We start from the raw sequence: 16,912 nt of genomic DNA on the forward strand, positions 1-16,912 counted from the left end.
CGGCGCCCGCCGTTGCCGCCCGGCGCAGGGCGGGCCATGGATGCCCACTCACCGCCGCCCCGCGAGTCGCATGCCCTCCTTCTCCCCCCTCCAGGCCCTCAGCCGCGCCCTCGCCGCCCTCGGCCGGCGGGGCACGCTGATCATCGCCGGCAGCGTGTTCATCGGCCTCGCCGTCCCGCCTCTGGCGGCGCTGGCCAAGCCGCTGCTGATGCCCGGCGTGTTCATCATGCTGGTGATCTCCTTCATGCGCACCGACCTCGCCCGGCTGCGGGCGGGGCGGCACGTCGGCCTCGCCCTCATGGCGCTGGTGTGGATCATGGGGGCGCTGCCGGTGCTGCTCGGCCTTGCCATCGCCTACGTAGTGCCGCCGGCGGACCCGGACATCCTGCTGGCGCTGGTGCTCCAGGTGGCCGCGCCGCCGATCATGTCGGCGCCGGCCTTCGCCGCTCTGATGGGGTTCGACCCGGCGGTCAGCCTGCTGCTGATGGTCGCCGCCATGCTGGTGACGCCGCTGACCGCGCCCATGGTGGTCGCCACCTTCAGCGGCATGGCGCTGACGCTCGATCCCCTGTCCCTGGCGTTGCGGCTCGGCCTGGTGCTGGCCGGCACCGCCGGCCTGGGCTTCGCCCTGCGGCGGGTGGCCGGCCCGGCGCGCATCGGCCGCTGGCAGGGGCCGCTGGACGGCATCAACGTGATCCTGCTGCTGATCCTCGCCGTCGCCTTCATGGACGGCGTTACCGCGCATTTCCTGGCTCAGCCCGGCCTCGTCCTGGCCATCGCCGCCCTCGCCTTCGGCCTGTCCTTCGGCGCCCTGGCGGTGACCGCTCTGCTGTTCCGTTCGGTCACCGACGCGGGCCAGGCGCTGATGATCGGCTTTTCCGCCGGGCACCGGAACATGCTGGTGCTGATCGCCGCCGCCGGCGGGGTGATCCCGGACGGCAGCTGGCTCTATGTGGGGCTGGCGCAATTCCCCATCTATCTGCTGCCCTACCTGCTGCGGCCCATCGCCAGCCGCATCCACCGCCGGGCGAAGACGACGTCTGCATAGGCGTCCGCCCCATGACCGGGGCGCAGGGCTCGGTGTTCGGCGGCACCTATGCGCGCGGGCGGCAATCTGTTAGAGCGCTGGCTTTAACGAGAGGCGCGCGAGCCAAGCGATGATCCCCCGCTACAGCCGGCCCGAGATGGCCGCCATCTGGTCCCCCGAAACCCGCTTCCGCATCTGGTTCGAGATCGAAGCCCATGCGGCGAGCGCCATGGCCGAACTGGGCATCGTGCCCAAGGAGGCCGCCGCCAAGATCTGGGAGAAGGGGCGCGACGCCACCTTCGACGTCGAGCGCATCGACGCCATCGAGCGGGAAGTGAAGCACGACGTCATCGCCTTCCTGACCCATCTGTCGGAGATCGTCGGCCCCGAGGCCCGCTTCGTCCACCAGGGCATGACCTCGTCCGACGTGCTGGACACCTGCCTCGCGGTGCAGCTGACCCGCGCCGCCGACCTGCTGATCGCCGACATCGACCACCTGCTGGCCATGCTGGAGCGCCGCGCGTTCGAGCATAAGCTGACCCCCACGGTCGGCCGCTCGCACGGCATCCATGCCGAGCCGACCACCTTCGGCATCAAGCTCGCCATCGCCTATGCCGAGTTCGAGCGCGGCCGCTCGCGCCTCGTGGACGCCCGCGCCGAGATCGCCACCTGCGCCATTTCCGGCGCGGTGGGCACCTTCGCCCATATCGACCCGCGGGTTGAGGAATACGTGGCGGAGAAGATGGGCCTCAGGGTCGAGACCGTCTCCACCCAGGTGATCCCGCGCGACCGCCACGCCATGTTCTTCGCCACGCTGGGCGTGATCGCCTCCTCCATGGAGCGCCTCGCCACCGAGATCCGCCATCTCCAGCGGACCGAGGTGCTGGAGGCGGAGGAATATTTCTCCGAGGCCCAGAAGGGCTCCTCGGCCATGCCGCACAAGCGCAACCCGGTGCTGACCGAGAACATCACCGGCCTCGCCCGCATGGTGCGCGGCTATGTGACGCCGGCGCTGGAGAATGTGGCGCTGTGGCACGAGCGGGACATCTCCCACTCCTCGGTCGAGCGCATGATCGGCCCCGACGCCACGGTGACGCTGGACTTCGCCCTCGCCCGCATGGCCGGCGTGGTGGAGAAGCTGGTCATCCACACCGACAACATGCAGAAGAACATGGATAAGCTCGGCGGGCTGATCCATTCCCAGCGGGTGCTGCTGGCGCTGACCCAGAAGGGCGCGAGCCGCGAGGACAGCTACCGCCTGGTGCAGCGCAACGCCATGCGGGTGTGGCGTGGCGAAGGCGACTTCCGCGCCTTCCTGCTGGCCGACCCGGACGTGCGCAAGTATCTCTCCGAGGACGACATCAACGAGAAGTTCGACCTCGGCTACCACTTCAAGCACGCCGACACGATCTTCCGCCGCGTCTTCGGCCGCGCCTGAGACGGGGCTTCAGGCCCGCGACATGCGAATGCCCGGCTTCGGCCGGGCATTTTCGTTTAGGGCGCGCGCATTGAGCCTGCCGAGCCTGTTTGGTTCACGGGATCGTGGATGCGCCTGTCACGTCTTGTCTGCATCTCAAATGAGATACATATTGACGGCTGATCAAGGAGGCATCCGATGGCTCAGAGTTCGATGCTGCATGTGCGTGTTGACGACACCCTGAAAGAGGATGCGGCCGCCACCCTCGCCAAGGTGGGGCTGACCGTCTCCGACGCTGTCCGCATCCTGCTCACCTGCGTCGTCCGCGAAGGTGGATTGCCGCCGGGTCTCACCTCCGACCCCACAGCTTATGACGCCTGGTTTCGCGCCAAGGTGAAGGAGGCCATGGAGGACACGGGGCCGGTCGTGCCCCACGAGCAGGTCATGGACGAGGCATACGCGCTGATCGAGAGGAAGCGCCGTGCCGCGCCTTGAGTGGCGGGAACGTGCACGGGCCGATCTGCTGGAGATCATCACCTACATCGCGGATGACAACCCGGACGCGGCGCGGCGGCTTTTGGATGAGCTGACGACGAAGACCGCAAGACTAGCGGAGCACCCGAAAGCATACCGAGGCGGGCGGGTCCCCGGTACACGGGAAATTACCTGCGGCAACTACGTCGTGATTTATGCGGAGGACACGCGCGCCGTCACCATCCTGCGTGTCCTGCATGGCCGCCGGAATTGGCCTCCCGAGTAGGTTCAGCTTGCGCCGAATGCGGGCAACGGCCTCAACACCTCCCGCCAATCCCCCGCCCCCAAACAAAAAATGCCCGGCCGAAGCCGGGCATTCGTGTCTCTGGAGGCGACTGCCGCTCAGCCGATGGCGCGGTCGTGCAGGGGGATGCCCTTTTCCTCGAACAGCGGGATCAGCTCGCCCGCCTGGAACATCTCGCGGACGATGTCGCAGCCGCCGAGGAACTCACCCTTCACGTAGATCTGCGGGATCGTCGGCCAGTTGGAATAGTCCTTGATGCCGTTGCGCAGTTCGTCGGAGCTGAGCACGTTGATGCCCTTATAGCTCACGCCGAGATGGTCCAGGATCTGCACCACCTGGCCCGAAAACCCGCACTGCGGGAACTGCGGCGTGCCCTTCATGAACACCACCACGTCGTTGCCCTTGACCTCTTGGTCGATGAATTCGCGAATGCTCATGGTTCTCGTCCGAATTGATGCCCGGCCGCGCCGGCTCCCGTATCCCCAAGATCGGCCCTGGGGTGCAAAAGCGCAAGATGCCCGCAACCGAGGTTGATCGCCGCGCCGCTTCAGCCGGGCGCCTTCAGTCCGGCGCCGAGGTCTTCAGCGCCAAAGCGTGCAGCACGCCGCCCATGTTGCCCTGGAGCGCGCCATAGACAAGCTGGTGCTGCTGCACCCGGCTCTTGCCGCGGAACGCCTCCGACACCACGGTCGCGGCATAATGGTCGCCGTCTCCGGCGAGATCGGTGATGGCGACCTCCGCATCGGGGAAGGCCGCCTTGATGAGGCGCTCGATTTCACCGGCATCCATGGCCATGGGGCGGATCCTTGGGTTGGTGGGGCACCGGCCGATGGCCGGGCCCGCGCGGTGTCTGGACGGGTCCGCGCGGCAGCGGCTGGGGGGCCGGAGCCGCCGGGTTCGGCTGGAACCTCAGTTGGAGCCCATGTAGATGGGCAGCCAGCTGTCGTTGCGGTCGCGCAGGGCCTCGACGATGATCGCCCGCTCGTTGGCCAGCGTCAGCTTGTCGCCGCCGGTCTTGCCGAGCTTGGTGACCGGCACGCCGGCCGCCTCGGCGCGGCGCACCATCTCGGCGGCATGGCCGGCGGGCAGCGTCACCACGTAGCGGGCCTGGTCCTCGCCGAACCAGAAGGCATGCGCCGGCAGGCCCGGCGGCACGCCGTCCACCGAGGCGCCGATGCGCCCGGCCATGGCCATCTCGGCGATGGCCACCAGCAGGCCGCCGTCGGAGACGTCATGGGCGGCGGTCACGAAGCCGTCCTTGATCAGGCCGCGCACGAAGTCGCCGTTGCGCTTCTCGGCCACCAGGTCCACCGGCGGTGGGGCGCCGTCCTCGCGGTCGCAGACCGTGGAGAGATAGGCGGACGAGCCGAGCCACCCCTGGGTCTTGCCGACCACGAACACCGCCTCGCCGGCGGCCTTGAAGCCCAGCGTCATGGTCTTGGACAGATCGTCGATCAGGCCGACGCCGCCGATGGTCGGGGTCGGCAGGATGCCCTGGCCGTTGGTCTCGTTGTAGAGGCTGACGTTGCCGGAGACGACCGGGAAGTCCAGCGCCTCGCAGGCCGCGCCGATGCCCTTCACGCAGCCCACGAGCTGGCCCATGATCTCGGGCTTCTCGGGATTGCCGAAGTTCAGGTTGTCGGTCACCGCGATGGGGGTCGCGCCCACGGCGGTGAGGTTGCGCCATGCCTCGGCCACCGCCTGCTTGCCGCCCTCGAACGGGTCGGCCTCGCAATAGCGCGGGGTGACGTCGGTGGTCAGCGCCAGGGCCTTGGGCCCCTCGCCCACCCGCACCACCGCCGCGTCGCCGCCGGGGCGCTGCACGGTGTTGCCGAGGATGAGGTGGTCATACTGCTCCCAGACCCAGCGCTTGGAGCACAGGTCCGGCGAGGCGATCAGCCGCTCCAAGGCATCGGCCACGGAGACCGCGTGGTTGACGTCGGACGGGCCGAGCACCGGGCGGGCCGGGGTGTCGGTGAAGGGCCGGTAGTATTCCGGCGCCTCGTCGCCCAGCTCCTTGATCGGCAGGTCGGCCATGACCTCGCCATTGTGCTTCACCACGAAGCGCAGCGTGTCGGTGGTGTGGCCGATGATGGCAAAGTCCAGGCCCCACTTGCGGAAAATGGCTTCCGCCTCGGCTTCCTTGCCGTCCGCGATGACCATGAGCATGCGCTCCTGGCTCTCGGACAGCATCATTTCATAGGCGGTCATGCCGGTTTCGCGGCACGGCACGGCATTGAGGTCGAGCTCGACGCCGAGGTCGCCCTTGGCGCCCATCTCCACCGCCGAGCAGGTGAGGCCGGCGGCGCCCATGTCCTGGATCGCCACCACACAGCCCGCCTTCATGATCTCGAGGCAGGCTTCCAGCAGCAGCTTCTCGGCGAAGGGATCGCCCACCTGCACGGTCGGGCGCTTCTCCTCGGCGTCGGCGCCGAACTCGGCCGAGGCCATGGTAGCGCCGTGGATGCCGTCGCGGCCGGTCTTGGAGCCGAGATAGACGATGGCGCGGCCGACCCCGGTGGCGGCGGCGTAGAAGATCTCGTCGGTCCTGGCGATGCCGACCGCCATGGCGTTGACGAGGATGTTGCCGTTGTAGCGCTCGTGGAAGCCGATGGAGCCGCCCACCGTGGGCACGCCGAAGGAATTGCCGTAGCCGCCGATGCCGGCCACCACGCCGGCCAGCAGGCGGCGGGTGCGCGGGTGGTGGGGGTCGCCGAAGCGCAGCGCGTTCAGCGCCGCGATCGGCCGGGCGCCCATGGTGAACACGTCGCGCAGGATGCCGCCGACGCCGGTTCCCGCGCCCTGGTAGGGCTCGATGAAGGAGGGATGGTTGTGGCTCTCCATCTTGAAGACCACCGCCAGGCCGTCGCCGATGTCCACCACGCCGGCATTCTCGCCGGGGCCCTGGATGACGCGCGGGCCGGTGGTGGGCAGGGTGCGCAGCCACACCTTGGAGGATTTGTACGAGCAGTGCTCGTTCCACATGGCCGAGACGATGCCCAGCTCGGTCAGCGTCGGCTCGCGCCCGATCAGCTCCACGAAGCGCTGGTATTCCTCCGGCTTCAGGCCGTGCTCGGCCACCAGTTCCGGGGTGATGCTGGGGGTGTTCGGGATCACGTTCACGTCCGTCCGATCCAATGGTCTCGATAGCGCCGGGTGCGGCGCGGCCTCACGCTGCCTTCAGCGCGCCGGCGATGCTCTCGAACAGGCCGCGCCCGTCCACCGGGCCCACCACCGGGTCCACGTGGTTCTCCGGGTGCGGCATCATGCCGAGTACGTTCAGCTTGTCCGAATAGATGCCGGCGATGCCGTGGATGGCCCCGTTGGGGCCGTCGGCCTCGTCGATCTGGCCGTCGACGCGGGCATAGCGGAACGCCACCCGGCCCTCGGCTTCCAGCATCTGGATGGTGGCGGGGTCGGCGGTGTAGTTGCCCTCGCCGTGGGCGACGGGGATGCGCAGCAGGTCGCCCTTGCGATAGGCCTTGGTGAAGGCGGTGTCGGCCCGCTCGACGCGCAGGAACACCTCGCGGCAGACGAAGCGCAGCTTGGCGTTGCGCACCAGCACGCCGGGCAGCAGGCCGGCCTCGCACAGGATCTGGAAGCCGTTGCAGATGCCGAGCACCATGCCGCCCTTGGCGGCATGGGCGCGCACCGCCGTCATGATGTTGGCGCGGGCGGCGATGGCGCCGCAGCGCAGGTAGTCGCCATAGGAGAAGCCGCCGGGCAGGACCACGAGGTCGGTGCCCTGGGGCAGCTCGGTTTCCGCGTGCCAGACGACCGCGGGCTCCTTGCCGGTCACGAGACGCAGGGCGCGCGCGGCGTCGCCTTCGCGGTTGGAGCCTGGGAAGAGGAGGACGGCTGCTTTCATGGGCTCTCAGCGGGTCTCCGCGCGGCGGGCGGGGGGACGTCCGGTTCGGGCGTCCGCGCGCTGCCGCGAGCGTTGTGATGTGACACGGTGTTGCAAGCGGGAAACTGTGTGTCCATGGCCCAGGCCGCATCGGGCGGACAGCGCCCCGCTCGGCGCGGTGTCCGGTCCGGTCGGGGGAAAGCCTGCTCGTGCCATGCGCGCCTCGGTGCGGCGATGGAGCCTGGACTTCGGCCTCAGTCCGCGAACTCGACCTTGTAGGTCTCGATCACGGTATTGGCCAGGAGCTTGTCGCAGGCGTCCTTGAGGGCGCCTTCGGCCGCCACCTTGTCGTTGCCGGCCAGCTCGACGTCGAAAACCTTGCCCTGGCGGACACTCTGGACGCCGGCCACCCCGAGCGAGCGCAGCGCGCCCTCGATGGCTTTGCCCTGCGGGTCGAGGACGGCGGACTTCAGCGTGACGATGACGCGCGCTTTCATAGGGGCTCACTCATACTCGCGCGCTGCCGCTGCGGACAGGCGCTCAAAGGGCTCGAACAGGCACCGCGCAACGGAAAGCGGGGGCCTCGCGCCCCCCCTAGCATCTGCCTCGACCCGGCTCAAGCCGGGTCACTTCACAAGGGCCGGGCCCTTGCTCTGATTCGGTTCGTTCTCGGCCAGGATGCCGAGGCGGCGGGCCACCTCGGAATAGGCCTCCACGAGGCCGCCCATGTCGCGGCGGAAGCGGTCCTTGTCCAGCTTGTCGTTGGACTTGATGTCCCACAGCCGGCAGGAATCGGGGCTGATCTCGTCAGCGACCACGATCCGCATCATGTCGTTTTCCCACAGCCGGCCGCACTCCATCTTGAAGTCCACCAGCCGGATGCCGACACCCAGGAACAGGCCCGTGAGGAAATCATTCACCCGGATGGCCAGGGCGATGATGTCGTCAATCTCCTGCGTCGTGGCCCAGCCGAAGGCGGTCACGTGCTCCTCGGAGACCAGCGGGTCGTTCAGGGCGTCGTTCTTGTAGTAGAACTCGATGATCGAACGCGGGAGGGCGGTGCCCTCCTCGATGCCAAGGCGCGTGGACAGCGAGCCGGCGGCGACGTTGCGCACCACGATCTCAAGCGGAATGATCTCCACCTCGCGGATCAACTGCTCGCGCATGTTGAGGCGACGGATGAAGTGAGTCGGCACACCGATCTCGTTCAACCGCTGGAATATGTATTCCGAGATGCGGTTGTTGAGCACGCCCTTGCCGTCAATGACATCGTGCTTCTTGGCGTTGAAAGCGGTGGCATCATCCTTGAAGTGCTGGATGAGGGTGCCGGGCTCAGGGCCTTCATAAAGGACCTTCGCCTTGCCTTCGTAAATGCGTCGGCGACGGCTCATGGGGGTGTACCGTGGGTTGAGGAAGTCCATAATCTTGCCAAGGCTCCGTTCGGGTGACGCTCCTCGGCGGGGCGCAACTGCGACTGCTTTGCAGTGTAGAAGCACCCTGGGGGACACTAGCCCATCGCTGGCCGGGTTACAACGCATGGACCCCGCGCACCCAGTGCAGAGCCGCTACGCTGCCGTTGATCTAGGGGAAGCACCCCTATATTCAAGGTGCGAAACCAGAAGCGCTCCCGAGACGCGCGCTGTTACGTCACAAAAACGTCAATATGAGGGCTGCCATGACCACCTTTGACAAGCGTGAGGACGGCTTCGAGGCGCGTTTTGCGCACGACGAGCAACTCCGCTTTCGCGCCCTGGCGCGCCGCAACAAGGCGCTGGGGCTCTGGGCGGCGGAAAAGCTCGGCCTGTCGGGCGCCGATGCGGAGACCTATGCCAAGGACGTGATCGTCGCCGACCTTGAGGAACAGGGCGAGGAAGACGTGTTCCGCAAGCTGCGGGGCGATTTCGACGCCAAGGGCACGGAAGTGTCGGACCACCAGATTCGCCGCAACATGGCCGAGTTCCTCGCTCAGGCGATGAGCGACATCTCCACGGAATCCTGACGGGACCCCGACGCAAGCCTCGCGCAGCGTTCGCATGCCTGACTGGCGGGAGATACGGCTCCCGCATGGCGAGGGGCGGGTTCTGCGCGAGGATCGGAGCGACGCGATGAAAACGATGTGGTGCGCGGCGATGGTCGCGCTGGCGCTGGCGGTAACCCCGGCGGTTGCCGCCGATATCGCCCAGCCGGCCGTGGTGAAGCGCAACGCCACCGTGCGCGGTGGCCCGACCAACAAGGCCCCCGCGGTCGGCCAGATCACCAATGGCGCGCCTGTCGAGGTGCTCGGCTGCACCGGCGCCTGGTGCCAGCTGGCCTGGCCGGGCCAGGCCTTCGTTCCCGCCAATTGCATCGTGCTGGTCCCGCAGCAGATGCCGGTCGCCCCGACGATCGCCATCGCGCCGCCGCAGAGCGCGCCGCTGGTCTATGCCGCACCGGCGCCCGTGCTCTTCTATCCCCCGCCGCCGCGCTATTACGGCCCGCCCCCGATGCCCGGCCCGCTGGTCGGCGGCGTCACGGTATGGACCGCCCCCGGCGGCAACCAGACCTGCATCGGTCAGCAATATTGCGGCTATCCGGGGAATCACGCCCCGTATTGACCCCTTCCCAGGGGCTTGCGCATGCTGCGCGGCCCCTGGCTCCTCTCCGCGACCGGGGCGGGGAGCTTAAATGTCGCTACATCCCGAGCTTTTGAATCTCGCCCTGCGGCTGCTGTGCGCCTTCGCGGCGAGCCTCGTCATCGGCCTCGACCGCGAATTGCACGAGCGCGCGGCCGGCATGCGCACCACCATCCTCGTCTGCCTCGCCGCCTGCATCGCCATGATGAGCGCGAACCTGCTGCTGCCACAGGCCGGCAAGGAGAGCGGCTCGTTCGTGCAGATGGACGTGATGCGCCTGCCGCTCGGCATCCTCACCGGCATGGGCTTCATCGGCGCCGGCGCGATCATGCGCCGCGACGACGGCTTCGTGCTCGGCGTGACCACCGCCGCCACCCTGTGGTTCGTCACGGTGATGGGGCTGTGCTTCGGCGCCGGGCAGTTCCTGCTGGGCGGGACCGCCTTCCTGGCCGCTCTCGCGACGCTCTGGCCGCTGAAATATGCCGAGCACCATATCGGCAAGGACCGGGAGGCGCGCCTCGTGGTGATTCTCAGCCGCGATGGCCCGAGCGAAGCAGAGGTGCGGCACACCCTCTCCCATCCGCCCTTCCGCATCCGCCGCGCCTTCGTGCGCATCGCCTCCGACACCGGTCGCCGGGAATTGCGCTACGACCTGCGGTATGCCGCCGACGCGGGCGCGCCACCGCCCGACTTCGTCGCCAGCCTTGCGGCGCGGGAAGGCGTCGAACAGGTGGAATGGGAGGTCTGAACGCCTGCCCTGCGGCGGCGAGACCGGACCGCACCAGGCGCCGGAATCAAAAGGCCGCCCCGAAGGGCGGCCTTGAGACAAACAGAATGCGTCGCGCGATCAGCGCGAATAGAACTCGACCACCAGGTTCGGTTCCATCTGCACCGGATACGGCACCTCGTTCAGCTCCGGCACGCGGACGAACTTGGCGGTGAAGCGGTTGTGGTCCGCCTCGATGTAGTCCGGCACGTCGCGCTCGGCGAGCTGAGCGGCCTCGAGCACGATCGCGAGCTGCTTGGAGGCGTCGCGCAGCTCGATCACGTCACCGACCTTCACGAGGTAGGACGGGATGTTGACCCGGCGGCCGTTCACCTTGACGTGGCCGTGGTTCACGAACTGGCGGGCGGCGAAGATGGTGGGCACGAACTTGGCGCGGTACACCACCGCGTCGAGACGACGCTCCAGCAGGCCGATCAGGTTGGCGCCGGTGTCGCCCTTCAGGCGGGAGGCCTCGACGTAGACCGCATGGAACTGCTTCTCGCCGATGGAGCCGTAATAGCCCTTCAGCTTCTGCTTGGCGCGCAGCTGCACGCCGAAGTCGGACAGCTTGCCCTTGCGGCGCTGGCCATGCTGGCCGGGGCCGTATTCGCGGCGATTCACCGGGCTCTTGGAACGACCCCAGATGTTCTCGCCCATGCGGCGATCGATCTTGTGCTTCGCCGAAATGCGCTTGCTCATTGAACGCTGATCCTTGTCGATATTGCTTAAGTTGGATCGCGCCCCTCCTCTGCGGCCCGGCCCCGGAGGGCTTTGGACCACCGACAGGCCCCGTCGGCGCGCTGCCTTCGGGTCCACGGGTGCGTGAAACGCCACACGGGCCGGCAAGCCGACCCGCGAGGAGTGCGGCTTCTAGCCTCAATGCGTCCCGATGTCAATTGGAGCCGGCTCAAATCCAGCAGCGGCAGGCCTTTTGGCGGTTCAGGAGCCGGTTTGGGCGTGAAACGGGGGTGGAATCATCCGTTGATTGCGACCCGGCGCACCCGACTTCTAACGCGCCGAACGCAAGGCGTTGAGCACCGCGAGGCCGGGATAGCCGTCCGCCGGCGTCAGTCCTGCCTTGTCCTGGAAGGCCCGCACCGCCCGCATGGTGTCGTTGCCGACCCGCCCGTCCGTGCCGCCGGTATCAAACCCCATGCGGGTGAGACGCTGCTGGATTTCCTGGAGTTCAGCCAGGGTCAGGGTGCGCTCGCCGCCCGGCCAGGGGGTCTTGAACGCCCCCTCCCCCATCACCCGATCGCCCAGATGGACCACGGCCAGCGCATAATTGGAGGACGGATTGTAGGAGCGCACAGCATAGAAATTGTGGAGCAGCAGCAGGGCCGGACCGCCGGGACCGCCGGGCAGCCAGAGCCGCGCCGGTTCGTCATACCCGCTCAGGGCCGTACCATCGATGGTGGTCAGGCCCATGCCGCCCCACCCCGACAGCGGCCTCCAGGTCTTGTTGTCGGCGAGGCCGGCATTGAAGCCCTGCGGCAGGCGGGCCTCGAATCCCCAGGGCTCGCCCCGACGGTAGCGACCTCGTTTCACCAGATAGTTGGCGGTGCCGGCCAACGCGTCATCCGGCTTACCGAAGGGCGAGATGCGACCGTTGCCGTCGTAATCCACGCCCATGTTGAGCCAGACTTCCGGCATCCACTGGGTGTGGCCCATGGCCCCGGCCCAGGAGCCGATCATCTCCTGCGGCGTGCTCCAGCCGCGCTCGACGATCACCAGCGCGTTCAGCAACTCGGCTTCCCAGTATTTGCGCCGGCGCGGCTCGCCCCAGGCCAAAGCGGCGAGCGAATTGAACACCGGCTTCATGTGCTTGGGATTGTCCACCACGTCGCCGAACGCCGATTCCATGCCCCAATAGCCGAGCATCACCGCCGGCTCGACGCCGAAGTCCTTCTCGATCCGGGCGAGGAGCCCGGCATATTCCGCGGCCCGCTTGCGCCCCGTGGCGATGCGCCAGTCGGAGACCCGCCGGTTGATATACTGCCAGGTCTCCTCCTGGAATTCCGGCTGGGCACGGTCCTGGGCATAGACGCCGGTATCCGGCTTCAGGCCGGAGAAGACGCGGGTATAGACCGCATCCGAGATGCCGCGCGCCCGCGCCCGGGGGCGGAACTTCTCCACCCATACAGCGAAGGGCTGGGCCGCGCTCTGGGCCTGGGACGCAGCGGGAACGCCGGCGGCGAGCACCCCGCCGGCCAGCGCCTGGATCAGGCCGCGTCGATCGAGCTGGAACGCCACCCTGGCCTCGCTTCTCTCTGCTGCGGGACGAAACGCCCATCGATTCCGTGTCGGGGCCCCGAGCCTAGTGCCGTTGCGGCACACCGCAAGCACCTACTGACCCCACGTCCGGCAGGGCGGCTCAGGACGCCCGCGCCAGGGGCGGGGCGATGACCTCGGGCGGCAGGCTCTGCCGCTCCAGCACGCGGGAGATCATCGCCGCATCCAGCGGCTGCGCGGTGGAGACCAGGCGGACCGGCTTCGGGCTGGAGGCAAAGGCGGTCGGCCCGATCAGCGAGGCGACGCGGCGTGCGATGGCCGGGGCCGGATCGATGAAGGACACCGGCCAGGGCGCCACCGCCCTCAGGCGATCGAGAAGCAGCGGATAATGGGTACAGGCCAGGACCACCGTATCCGTGCGGCCCTGCGGCGTGGTGACGAAGCAGGGGGCGATTTCGGCGGCGATGTCCGCGTCCGGCACCGCCGCGCCATGCATGGCGGCTTCAGCGAGGGACGCCAGGCGCTCGCTGGGCACCAGCGTCACGGCGCAGGCGCCGGCGAACTCGCGCACCAGTCCCGCCGTATAGTCGCGCCGGACGGTTCCCGGCGTCGCCAGCACGCTGACCTGCCGGGTCACCGATGCGGCGCACGCCGGCTTCACCGCCGGCACGGTGCCGACGAAGGGGAGGCCATAGGCTGCGCGCAAAGCGGGCAGCGCCAGGGTCGAGGCGGTGTTGCAGGCGATCACGACCAGATCGGGCCGCGTGGCGGCGATCAGCGTGCCGACCACTTCGCGCACCCGCGCCACGAGGGCGGCGTCGCTAAGCGCGCCATACGGGAAGGCCGCGTCGTCGGCGGCGTAGATGAAGTGCGCGTCCGGCCGCACCCGCGCCACTTCGCGGAACACGGACAGGCCGCCGAGGCCGCTGTCGAACACAAGGATGGTCGGGGCTTGGATATGGATAGGCGGCACGGCAGCAAATCTCTGAGCCGGAGCAGTAATATCGGCCATGGCTTATCCTCGCGAGCCCCGGCAGGATTGTGGCGCCGCGCGGTAAAGGAAAAATGAGCGGCCGGGGCGCCATGCCTCATTGCAGCCGCGAGGAGTTGCGATGGCGTGTGGCGGACCGTTTCCTGTCCGTTAGGAGGCGCACCGTACCATCCCATGATGGATGCTCAGCCCGCTGTCCCCTCGGCCGCGATCGCCACGTCGCGCGCGACCGTCATCGCAGCGGCTGGCGCCGTCTCGACCGGCCTTCTCATGCTGCCGGCGGTGGTGAACGGCTTCCCCTTCCTGTTCTACGATACCGGCGGCTATCTGGACGCGGCCTTCAACCACGTGATCAAGCCGGGCCGCTCCACGGTATATGGGCTGCTGCTCCAGCTCGGCAGTCATCCGGGCTTCTGGCCCGTGGCGCTGCTGCAATGCGCGCTCTGCGTCTGGATTCTCGGCCTGCTGCTGCGCGTCCACAGCCTCGGCGGGCGGCCCGGCCTGCTCATCGGCATGTGCGCGCTGCTGACCTTCTCCACCGCCCTGCCGTTCGTATCGGGCGAACTGATGCCCGATATCTTCGCCGGGCTGGGGGGCTTTGCGCTCTATCTCCTCCTCTGGCACACGGCCGACCTGCGCCGCCCCGAAGCGCTTGGCCTTGCTGGCGTCATCGCCGTTGGCGGCGCCAGCCATGCTTCGGTTCTCGCCATCGCCATTCTCTGCGTTGCGGCGGCAGGCCTGGCGGCCGCCTATGACCCGGCCCTGCGGCGACGGCTGCGCCTCTGGCTGCCTCTGGCCTCCATCGGTGCCGGCGTCCTGCTCACGCCGACCGCCAATCTCCTCAACACCGGCCAGTTCAAGGCGACGCCGGGGGGAACGGCCTTCGTCTTCGGTCGCCTTCTGGAGGACGGGATCGTCGCCCGCTACCTGGATGACCACTGTCCCGACCCGAGCCTGACGCTCTGCGCCATGCGCGGGCACATCCCCCGTCTCGCCGACGACTTCCTCTGGGACGACAGCGAAGTGTTCAACGCCATCGGCGGTTTCGAGGGCGGGGAAACCGAGATGCGCCGCATCATTATCGGCAGCCTGCTCAGCTATCCGCTCGACAATCTGCGCCTTGCCGTGCGCGCCACCCTGCGCCAGTTGGTGGCGCTGCAGACCGGCGACCTGATGTCCGAGGAACTGGTCGACAGCTACGACGTCATCCGCGTGGTCACGCCCTCCGCCACGGCCGCCATGATGGCGGCGCGCCAGCAGCAGGAACCGCCCATCGACTTCGACTATTACAGCCGTCTCCACGTGCCGGTGGCCCTCGCCGCGAGCCTGCTGATCGCCGTGGCGGCAGTGGCGGCGGCATGGCTGGGAATGCGCGAGATGACGCTGTTCGCCGGCAGCATCACGATGCTGCTGCTGGCCAATGCCGCGGTCTGCGGCATCTTCTCGAACCCGCATGACCGCTACCAGTCCCGTATCGCCTGGGTGGCGGTGGCAGCGCTGTTCATCTTCGCCGTTCGGTTCGGCGCGCTCTACCTGGCGCGCCGACGGGCTCTGCGCACGGCGGCATTCGGCTGATCCGGCGCCGGCCGCAGGGCGGCTACCGGCGCAGCGGCATCTCCACCACGCTCGCGAGGAAGGCGGTGAACGCCAGTTGGATGGCCGCCACCAATGCGGTGAGGCCGAGGATCAGGATCCGCATGGTGTAGCCGAAGGTCAGGTCGCCGAAGCCCGTGGCCGCCCAGTCGAAGAACGCCCAGGCCTGGAAGCCGATGCCGAGAACGGCCAGCACCAGGGCCGCCCGCAGCACGCGCTCGAGGCTGAAGGCGTGCAGCACGCGCTCCAGGTCCTCGGAAGCCGGCAGGAAACCGAGCAAGGCTCCGTACCGGCGCGCCACAAGGCCGAAGGACATGGCCTGCACCCCCACCAGCACGGTCATGGCCGCCACCAGGAAGGTGTGGATGTCGAGGCGCAGCCGCGGCGTCACGGTCAGCGGCCCGGGATAAAGGGCGATGAGGCCGAGCGCACCGAGCAGAACCAGCACGACGCCCGGATAGAAGAACAGCCAGCGCGGGCTGTAGACGAGCAGGAAGCGCAGGTGCCGCCAGCCGTCGCGCCAGGTCTTCAGGTGCGGCGGACGCGAGCGGCCGTCCTTCTTCAGCGTGGTGGGCACCTCGGCGATGGAGAGGCCGGCAATGGAGGCGCGCACCACCATCTCGCTCGCGAACTCCATGCCGCTGGTTTCCAGCCGCAGGGCACGTATCGCCTGGGTGTTGAAGCCGCGCAAGCCGCAGTGGAAGTCGCCCACATTGATGCGGAAGAACAGCCGGCCGAGGAAGGACAGCACCGGATTGCCCAGATAGCGATGCAGGAACGGCATCGCCCCCGGCCCGATCCCGCCCTGGAAACGGTTGCCCATCACCACGTCCGAACCGGCGCGCAGCCGCTCGACGAAGGCGTCGAGCTGCGAGGAGTCATAGGAATCGTCGGCGTCGCCCATGATGATGTAGCGCCCGCGCGCGGCGGCGATGCCGCCCTTCAGCGCCGCGCCATATCCCCGCTCCGGGACCGGCACCACGCGGGCGCCCCCCGCGGTGGCGATCGCCTGGGATCCGTCCGTGGACCCGTTGTCGGCGATGAGGACCTCGCCCGAGATGCCGCTGCGGGCGAGATAGGCCATGGCCTTGTCGACGCAGACGCCGAGCGTCTCCGCCTCGTTGAGGCATGGCATGAGGATGGTCAGTTCGACCGTCTGCGGGGTGCCGCTCGCATCGCCGAAGCGATCGTCGGACAGGGTGCGCGCCTGCTGGCTCATCCCTGGCGCTCCGGCGTGTGCAGCACGAGGCCGTCGAGGCTCTCGGTGATCTTGATCTGGCAGGACAGGCGGGACGTCGGTCGGACGTCGGAGGCGAAATCCAGCATATCTTCCTCCATGGACGTGGGCTCGCCCACCGCCGTGCGCCATGCCTCGTCCACATAGACGTGGCAGGTGGCGCAGGCACAGGCCCCGCCGCAATCGGCATCGATGCCGGGAACCGAATTCCGCACCGCCACTTCCATGGCGGTGGCACCCACCGGGGCCTGCACGGTGCGCGTGGCACCGTCGAAGGAGACGAAGGTAATCGAAGGCATGAAGGGACCCTTGGATCCGGCAATTCGGCGGCCTGATACCTCAGGCTTTATCCGCGTATAGCGGCATCGTGGTGCCAACGCCAGAGCACCCGGAAGCCGCGTTAACGATATCT

At 68.3% G+C, this 16,912-nt stretch carries 19 protein-coding genes; 8 read left to right on the plus strand and 11 right to left on the minus strand.

Features of this window, described 5'->3' with window-relative positions:
- Window positions 1-70 precede the first annotated feature (70 nt).
- The 4 genes from YU1_RS0100550 (at window position 71) to YU1_RS0100565 (ending at window position 3,204) form a co-directional block, all read left to right on the plus strand.
- A complete protein-coding gene (locus tag YU1_RS0100550; RefSeq protein WP_029002411.1) occupies window positions 71-1,048 on the plus strand; it encodes a bile acid:sodium symporter family protein in 978 nt (325 codons plus the stop codon).
- Window positions 1,049-1,157: 109 nt separating this feature from the next.
- Window positions 1,158-2,465 (plus strand): adenylosuccinate lyase, encoded by a 1,308-nt coding sequence (gene purB / locus YU1_RS0100555; protein WP_029002412.1) that lies wholly within the window; start codon window positions 1,158-1,160, stop codon window positions 2,463-2,465.
- Between the two features lie 177 nt (window positions 2,466-2,642).
- A complete protein-coding gene (gene relB / locus YU1_RS0100560; RefSeq protein WP_029002413.1) occupies window positions 2,643-2,939 on the plus strand; it encodes a type II toxin-antitoxin system RelB family antitoxin in 297 nt (98 codons plus the stop codon).
- Window positions 2,926-3,204, plus strand: a complete 279-nt coding sequence (locus YU1_RS0100565; RefSeq protein ID WP_029002414.1) for a type II toxin-antitoxin system RelE/ParE family toxin — start codon at window positions 2,926-2,928, stop codon at window positions 3,202-3,204. Before relB ends, YU1_RS0100565 begins: the two co-directional genes overlap by 14 nt.
- A 116-nt stretch (window positions 3,205-3,320) precedes the next feature.
- Here the strand turns inward: YU1_RS0100565 and grxD are convergent, their stop codons facing one another.
- The 6 genes from grxD to purC all read right to left on the minus strand — a co-directional run bounded on the left by grxD (window position 3,321) and on the right by purC (window position 8,490).
- On the minus strand, window positions 3,321-3,659 hold the full coding sequence (grxD, locus tag YU1_RS0100570; RefSeq protein ID WP_029002415.1) for a Grx4 family monothiol glutaredoxin: 339 nt from the start codon (window positions 3,657-3,659) through the stop codon (window positions 3,321-3,323).
- Window positions 3,660-3,783: 124 nt separating this feature from the next.
- A complete protein-coding gene (locus YU1_RS0100575) occupies window positions 3,784-4,017 on the minus strand; it encodes a BolA family protein (RefSeq protein WP_029002416.1) in 234 nt (77 codons plus the stop codon).
- Window positions 4,018-4,131: 114 nt separating this feature from the next.
- Window positions 4,132-6,339 carry a phosphoribosylformylglycinamidine synthase subunit PurL gene (gene purL, locus YU1_RS0100585; RefSeq protein ID WP_029002417.1) on the minus strand — a complete coding sequence of 736 codons (2,208 nt, stop codon included), beginning with the start codon at window positions 6,337-6,339 and terminating at the stop codon, window positions 4,132-4,134.
- 52 nt (window positions 6,340-6,391) lie between these two features.
- Window positions 6,392-7,090: a phosphoribosylformylglycinamidine synthase subunit PurQ gene (purQ, locus tag YU1_RS0100590; RefSeq protein ID WP_029002418.1), complete on the minus strand. Its 699-nt coding sequence runs from the start codon at window positions 7,088-7,090 to the stop codon at window positions 6,392-6,394.
- 233 nt (window positions 7,091-7,323) lie between these two features.
- Window positions 7,324-7,566, minus strand: a complete 243-nt coding sequence (gene purS, locus YU1_RS0100595; protein ID WP_029002419.1) for a phosphoribosylformylglycinamidine synthase subunit PurS — start codon at window positions 7,564-7,566, stop codon at window positions 7,324-7,326.
- Between the two features lie 129 nt (window positions 7,567-7,695).
- The gene (gene purC, locus YU1_RS0100600) at window positions 7,696-8,490 is read right to left on the minus strand and encodes a phosphoribosylaminoimidazolesuccinocarboxamide synthase (protein ID WP_029002420.1); all 795 of its coding nucleotides are present in this window, start codon (window positions 8,488-8,490) and stop codon (window positions 7,696-7,698) included.
- A 254-nt stretch (window positions 8,491-8,744) separates the two neighbouring features.
- Here purC and YU1_RS0100605 point away from each other — a divergent pair, with 254 nt between their 5' ends.
- The 3 genes from YU1_RS0100605 to YU1_RS0100615 all read left to right on the plus strand — a co-directional run bounded on the left by YU1_RS0100605 (window position 8,745) and on the right by YU1_RS0100615 (window position 10,429).
- Window positions 8,745-9,068 (plus strand): DUF1476 domain-containing protein, encoded by a 324-nt coding sequence (locus tag YU1_RS0100605; protein WP_029002421.1) that lies wholly within the window; start codon window positions 8,745-8,747, stop codon window positions 9,066-9,068.
- A 106-nt stretch (window positions 9,069-9,174) separates the two neighbouring features.
- Complete coding sequence (locus tag YU1_RS27245; RefSeq protein WP_198018774.1) at window positions 9,175-9,663, plus strand: SH3 domain-containing protein; 489 nt, start codon at window positions 9,175-9,177, stop codon at window positions 9,661-9,663.
- Between the two features lie 70 nt (window positions 9,664-9,733).
- Window positions 9,734-10,429: an MgtC/SapB family protein gene (locus YU1_RS0100615; protein ID WP_029002422.1), complete on the plus strand. Its 696-nt coding sequence runs from the start codon at window positions 9,734-9,736 to the stop codon at window positions 10,427-10,429.
- A gap of 99 nt (window positions 10,430-10,528) precedes the next feature.
- On the opposite strand, the gene rpsD is transcribed toward YU1_RS0100615, so the two are convergent.
- The 3 genes from rpsD to murI all read right to left on the minus strand — a co-directional run bounded on the left by rpsD (window position 10,529) and on the right by murI (window position 13,691).
- Window positions 10,529-11,146, minus strand: a complete 618-nt coding sequence (gene rpsD, locus YU1_RS0100620; RefSeq protein WP_029002423.1) for a 30S ribosomal protein S4 — start codon at window positions 11,144-11,146, stop codon at window positions 10,529-10,531.
- Window positions 11,147-11,455: 309 nt separating this feature from the next.
- Window positions 11,456-12,700 carry a lytic murein transglycosylase gene (locus YU1_RS0100625; RefSeq protein ID WP_029002424.1) on the minus strand — a complete coding sequence of 415 codons (1,245 nt, stop codon included), beginning with the start codon at window positions 12,698-12,700 and terminating at the stop codon, window positions 11,456-11,458.
- A gap of 121 nt (window positions 12,701-12,821) precedes the next feature.
- On the minus strand, window positions 12,822-13,691 hold the full coding sequence (murI, locus tag YU1_RS0100630; protein WP_051356319.1) for a glutamate racemase: 870 nt from the start codon (window positions 13,689-13,691) through the stop codon (window positions 12,822-12,824).
- A 153-nt stretch (window positions 13,692-13,844) separates the two neighbouring features.
- Between murI and YU1_RS27250 the strand changes: the two genes are divergently transcribed.
- Complete coding sequence (locus tag YU1_RS27250; protein WP_051356320.1) at window positions 13,845-15,245, plus strand: hypothetical protein; 1,401 nt, start codon at window positions 13,845-13,847, stop codon at window positions 15,243-15,245.
- A 22-nt stretch (window positions 15,246-15,267) separates the two neighbouring features.
- Here YU1_RS27250 and YU1_RS0100640 read toward each other — a convergent pair whose 3' ends face one another.
- Both YU1_RS0100640 and YU1_RS0100645 read right to left on the minus strand, forming a co-directional pair.
- A complete protein-coding gene (locus tag YU1_RS0100640; protein WP_051356321.1) occupies window positions 15,268-16,482 on the minus strand; it encodes a glycosyltransferase family 2 protein in 1,215 nt (404 codons plus the stop codon).
- On the minus strand, window positions 16,479-16,799 hold the full coding sequence (locus YU1_RS0100645) for a 2Fe-2S iron-sulfur cluster-binding protein (protein WP_029002427.1): 321 nt from the start codon (window positions 16,797-16,799) through the stop codon (window positions 16,479-16,481). Before YU1_RS0100645 ends, YU1_RS0100640 begins: the two co-directional genes overlap by 4 nt.
- Window positions 16,800-16,912 lie beyond the last annotated feature (113 nt).

This window comes from Azorhizobium doebereinerae UFLA1-100, from assembly GCF_000473085.1.
Classification (GTDB): domain Bacteria; phylum Pseudomonadota; class Alphaproteobacteria; order Rhizobiales; family Xanthobacteraceae; genus Azorhizobium; species Azorhizobium doebereinerae.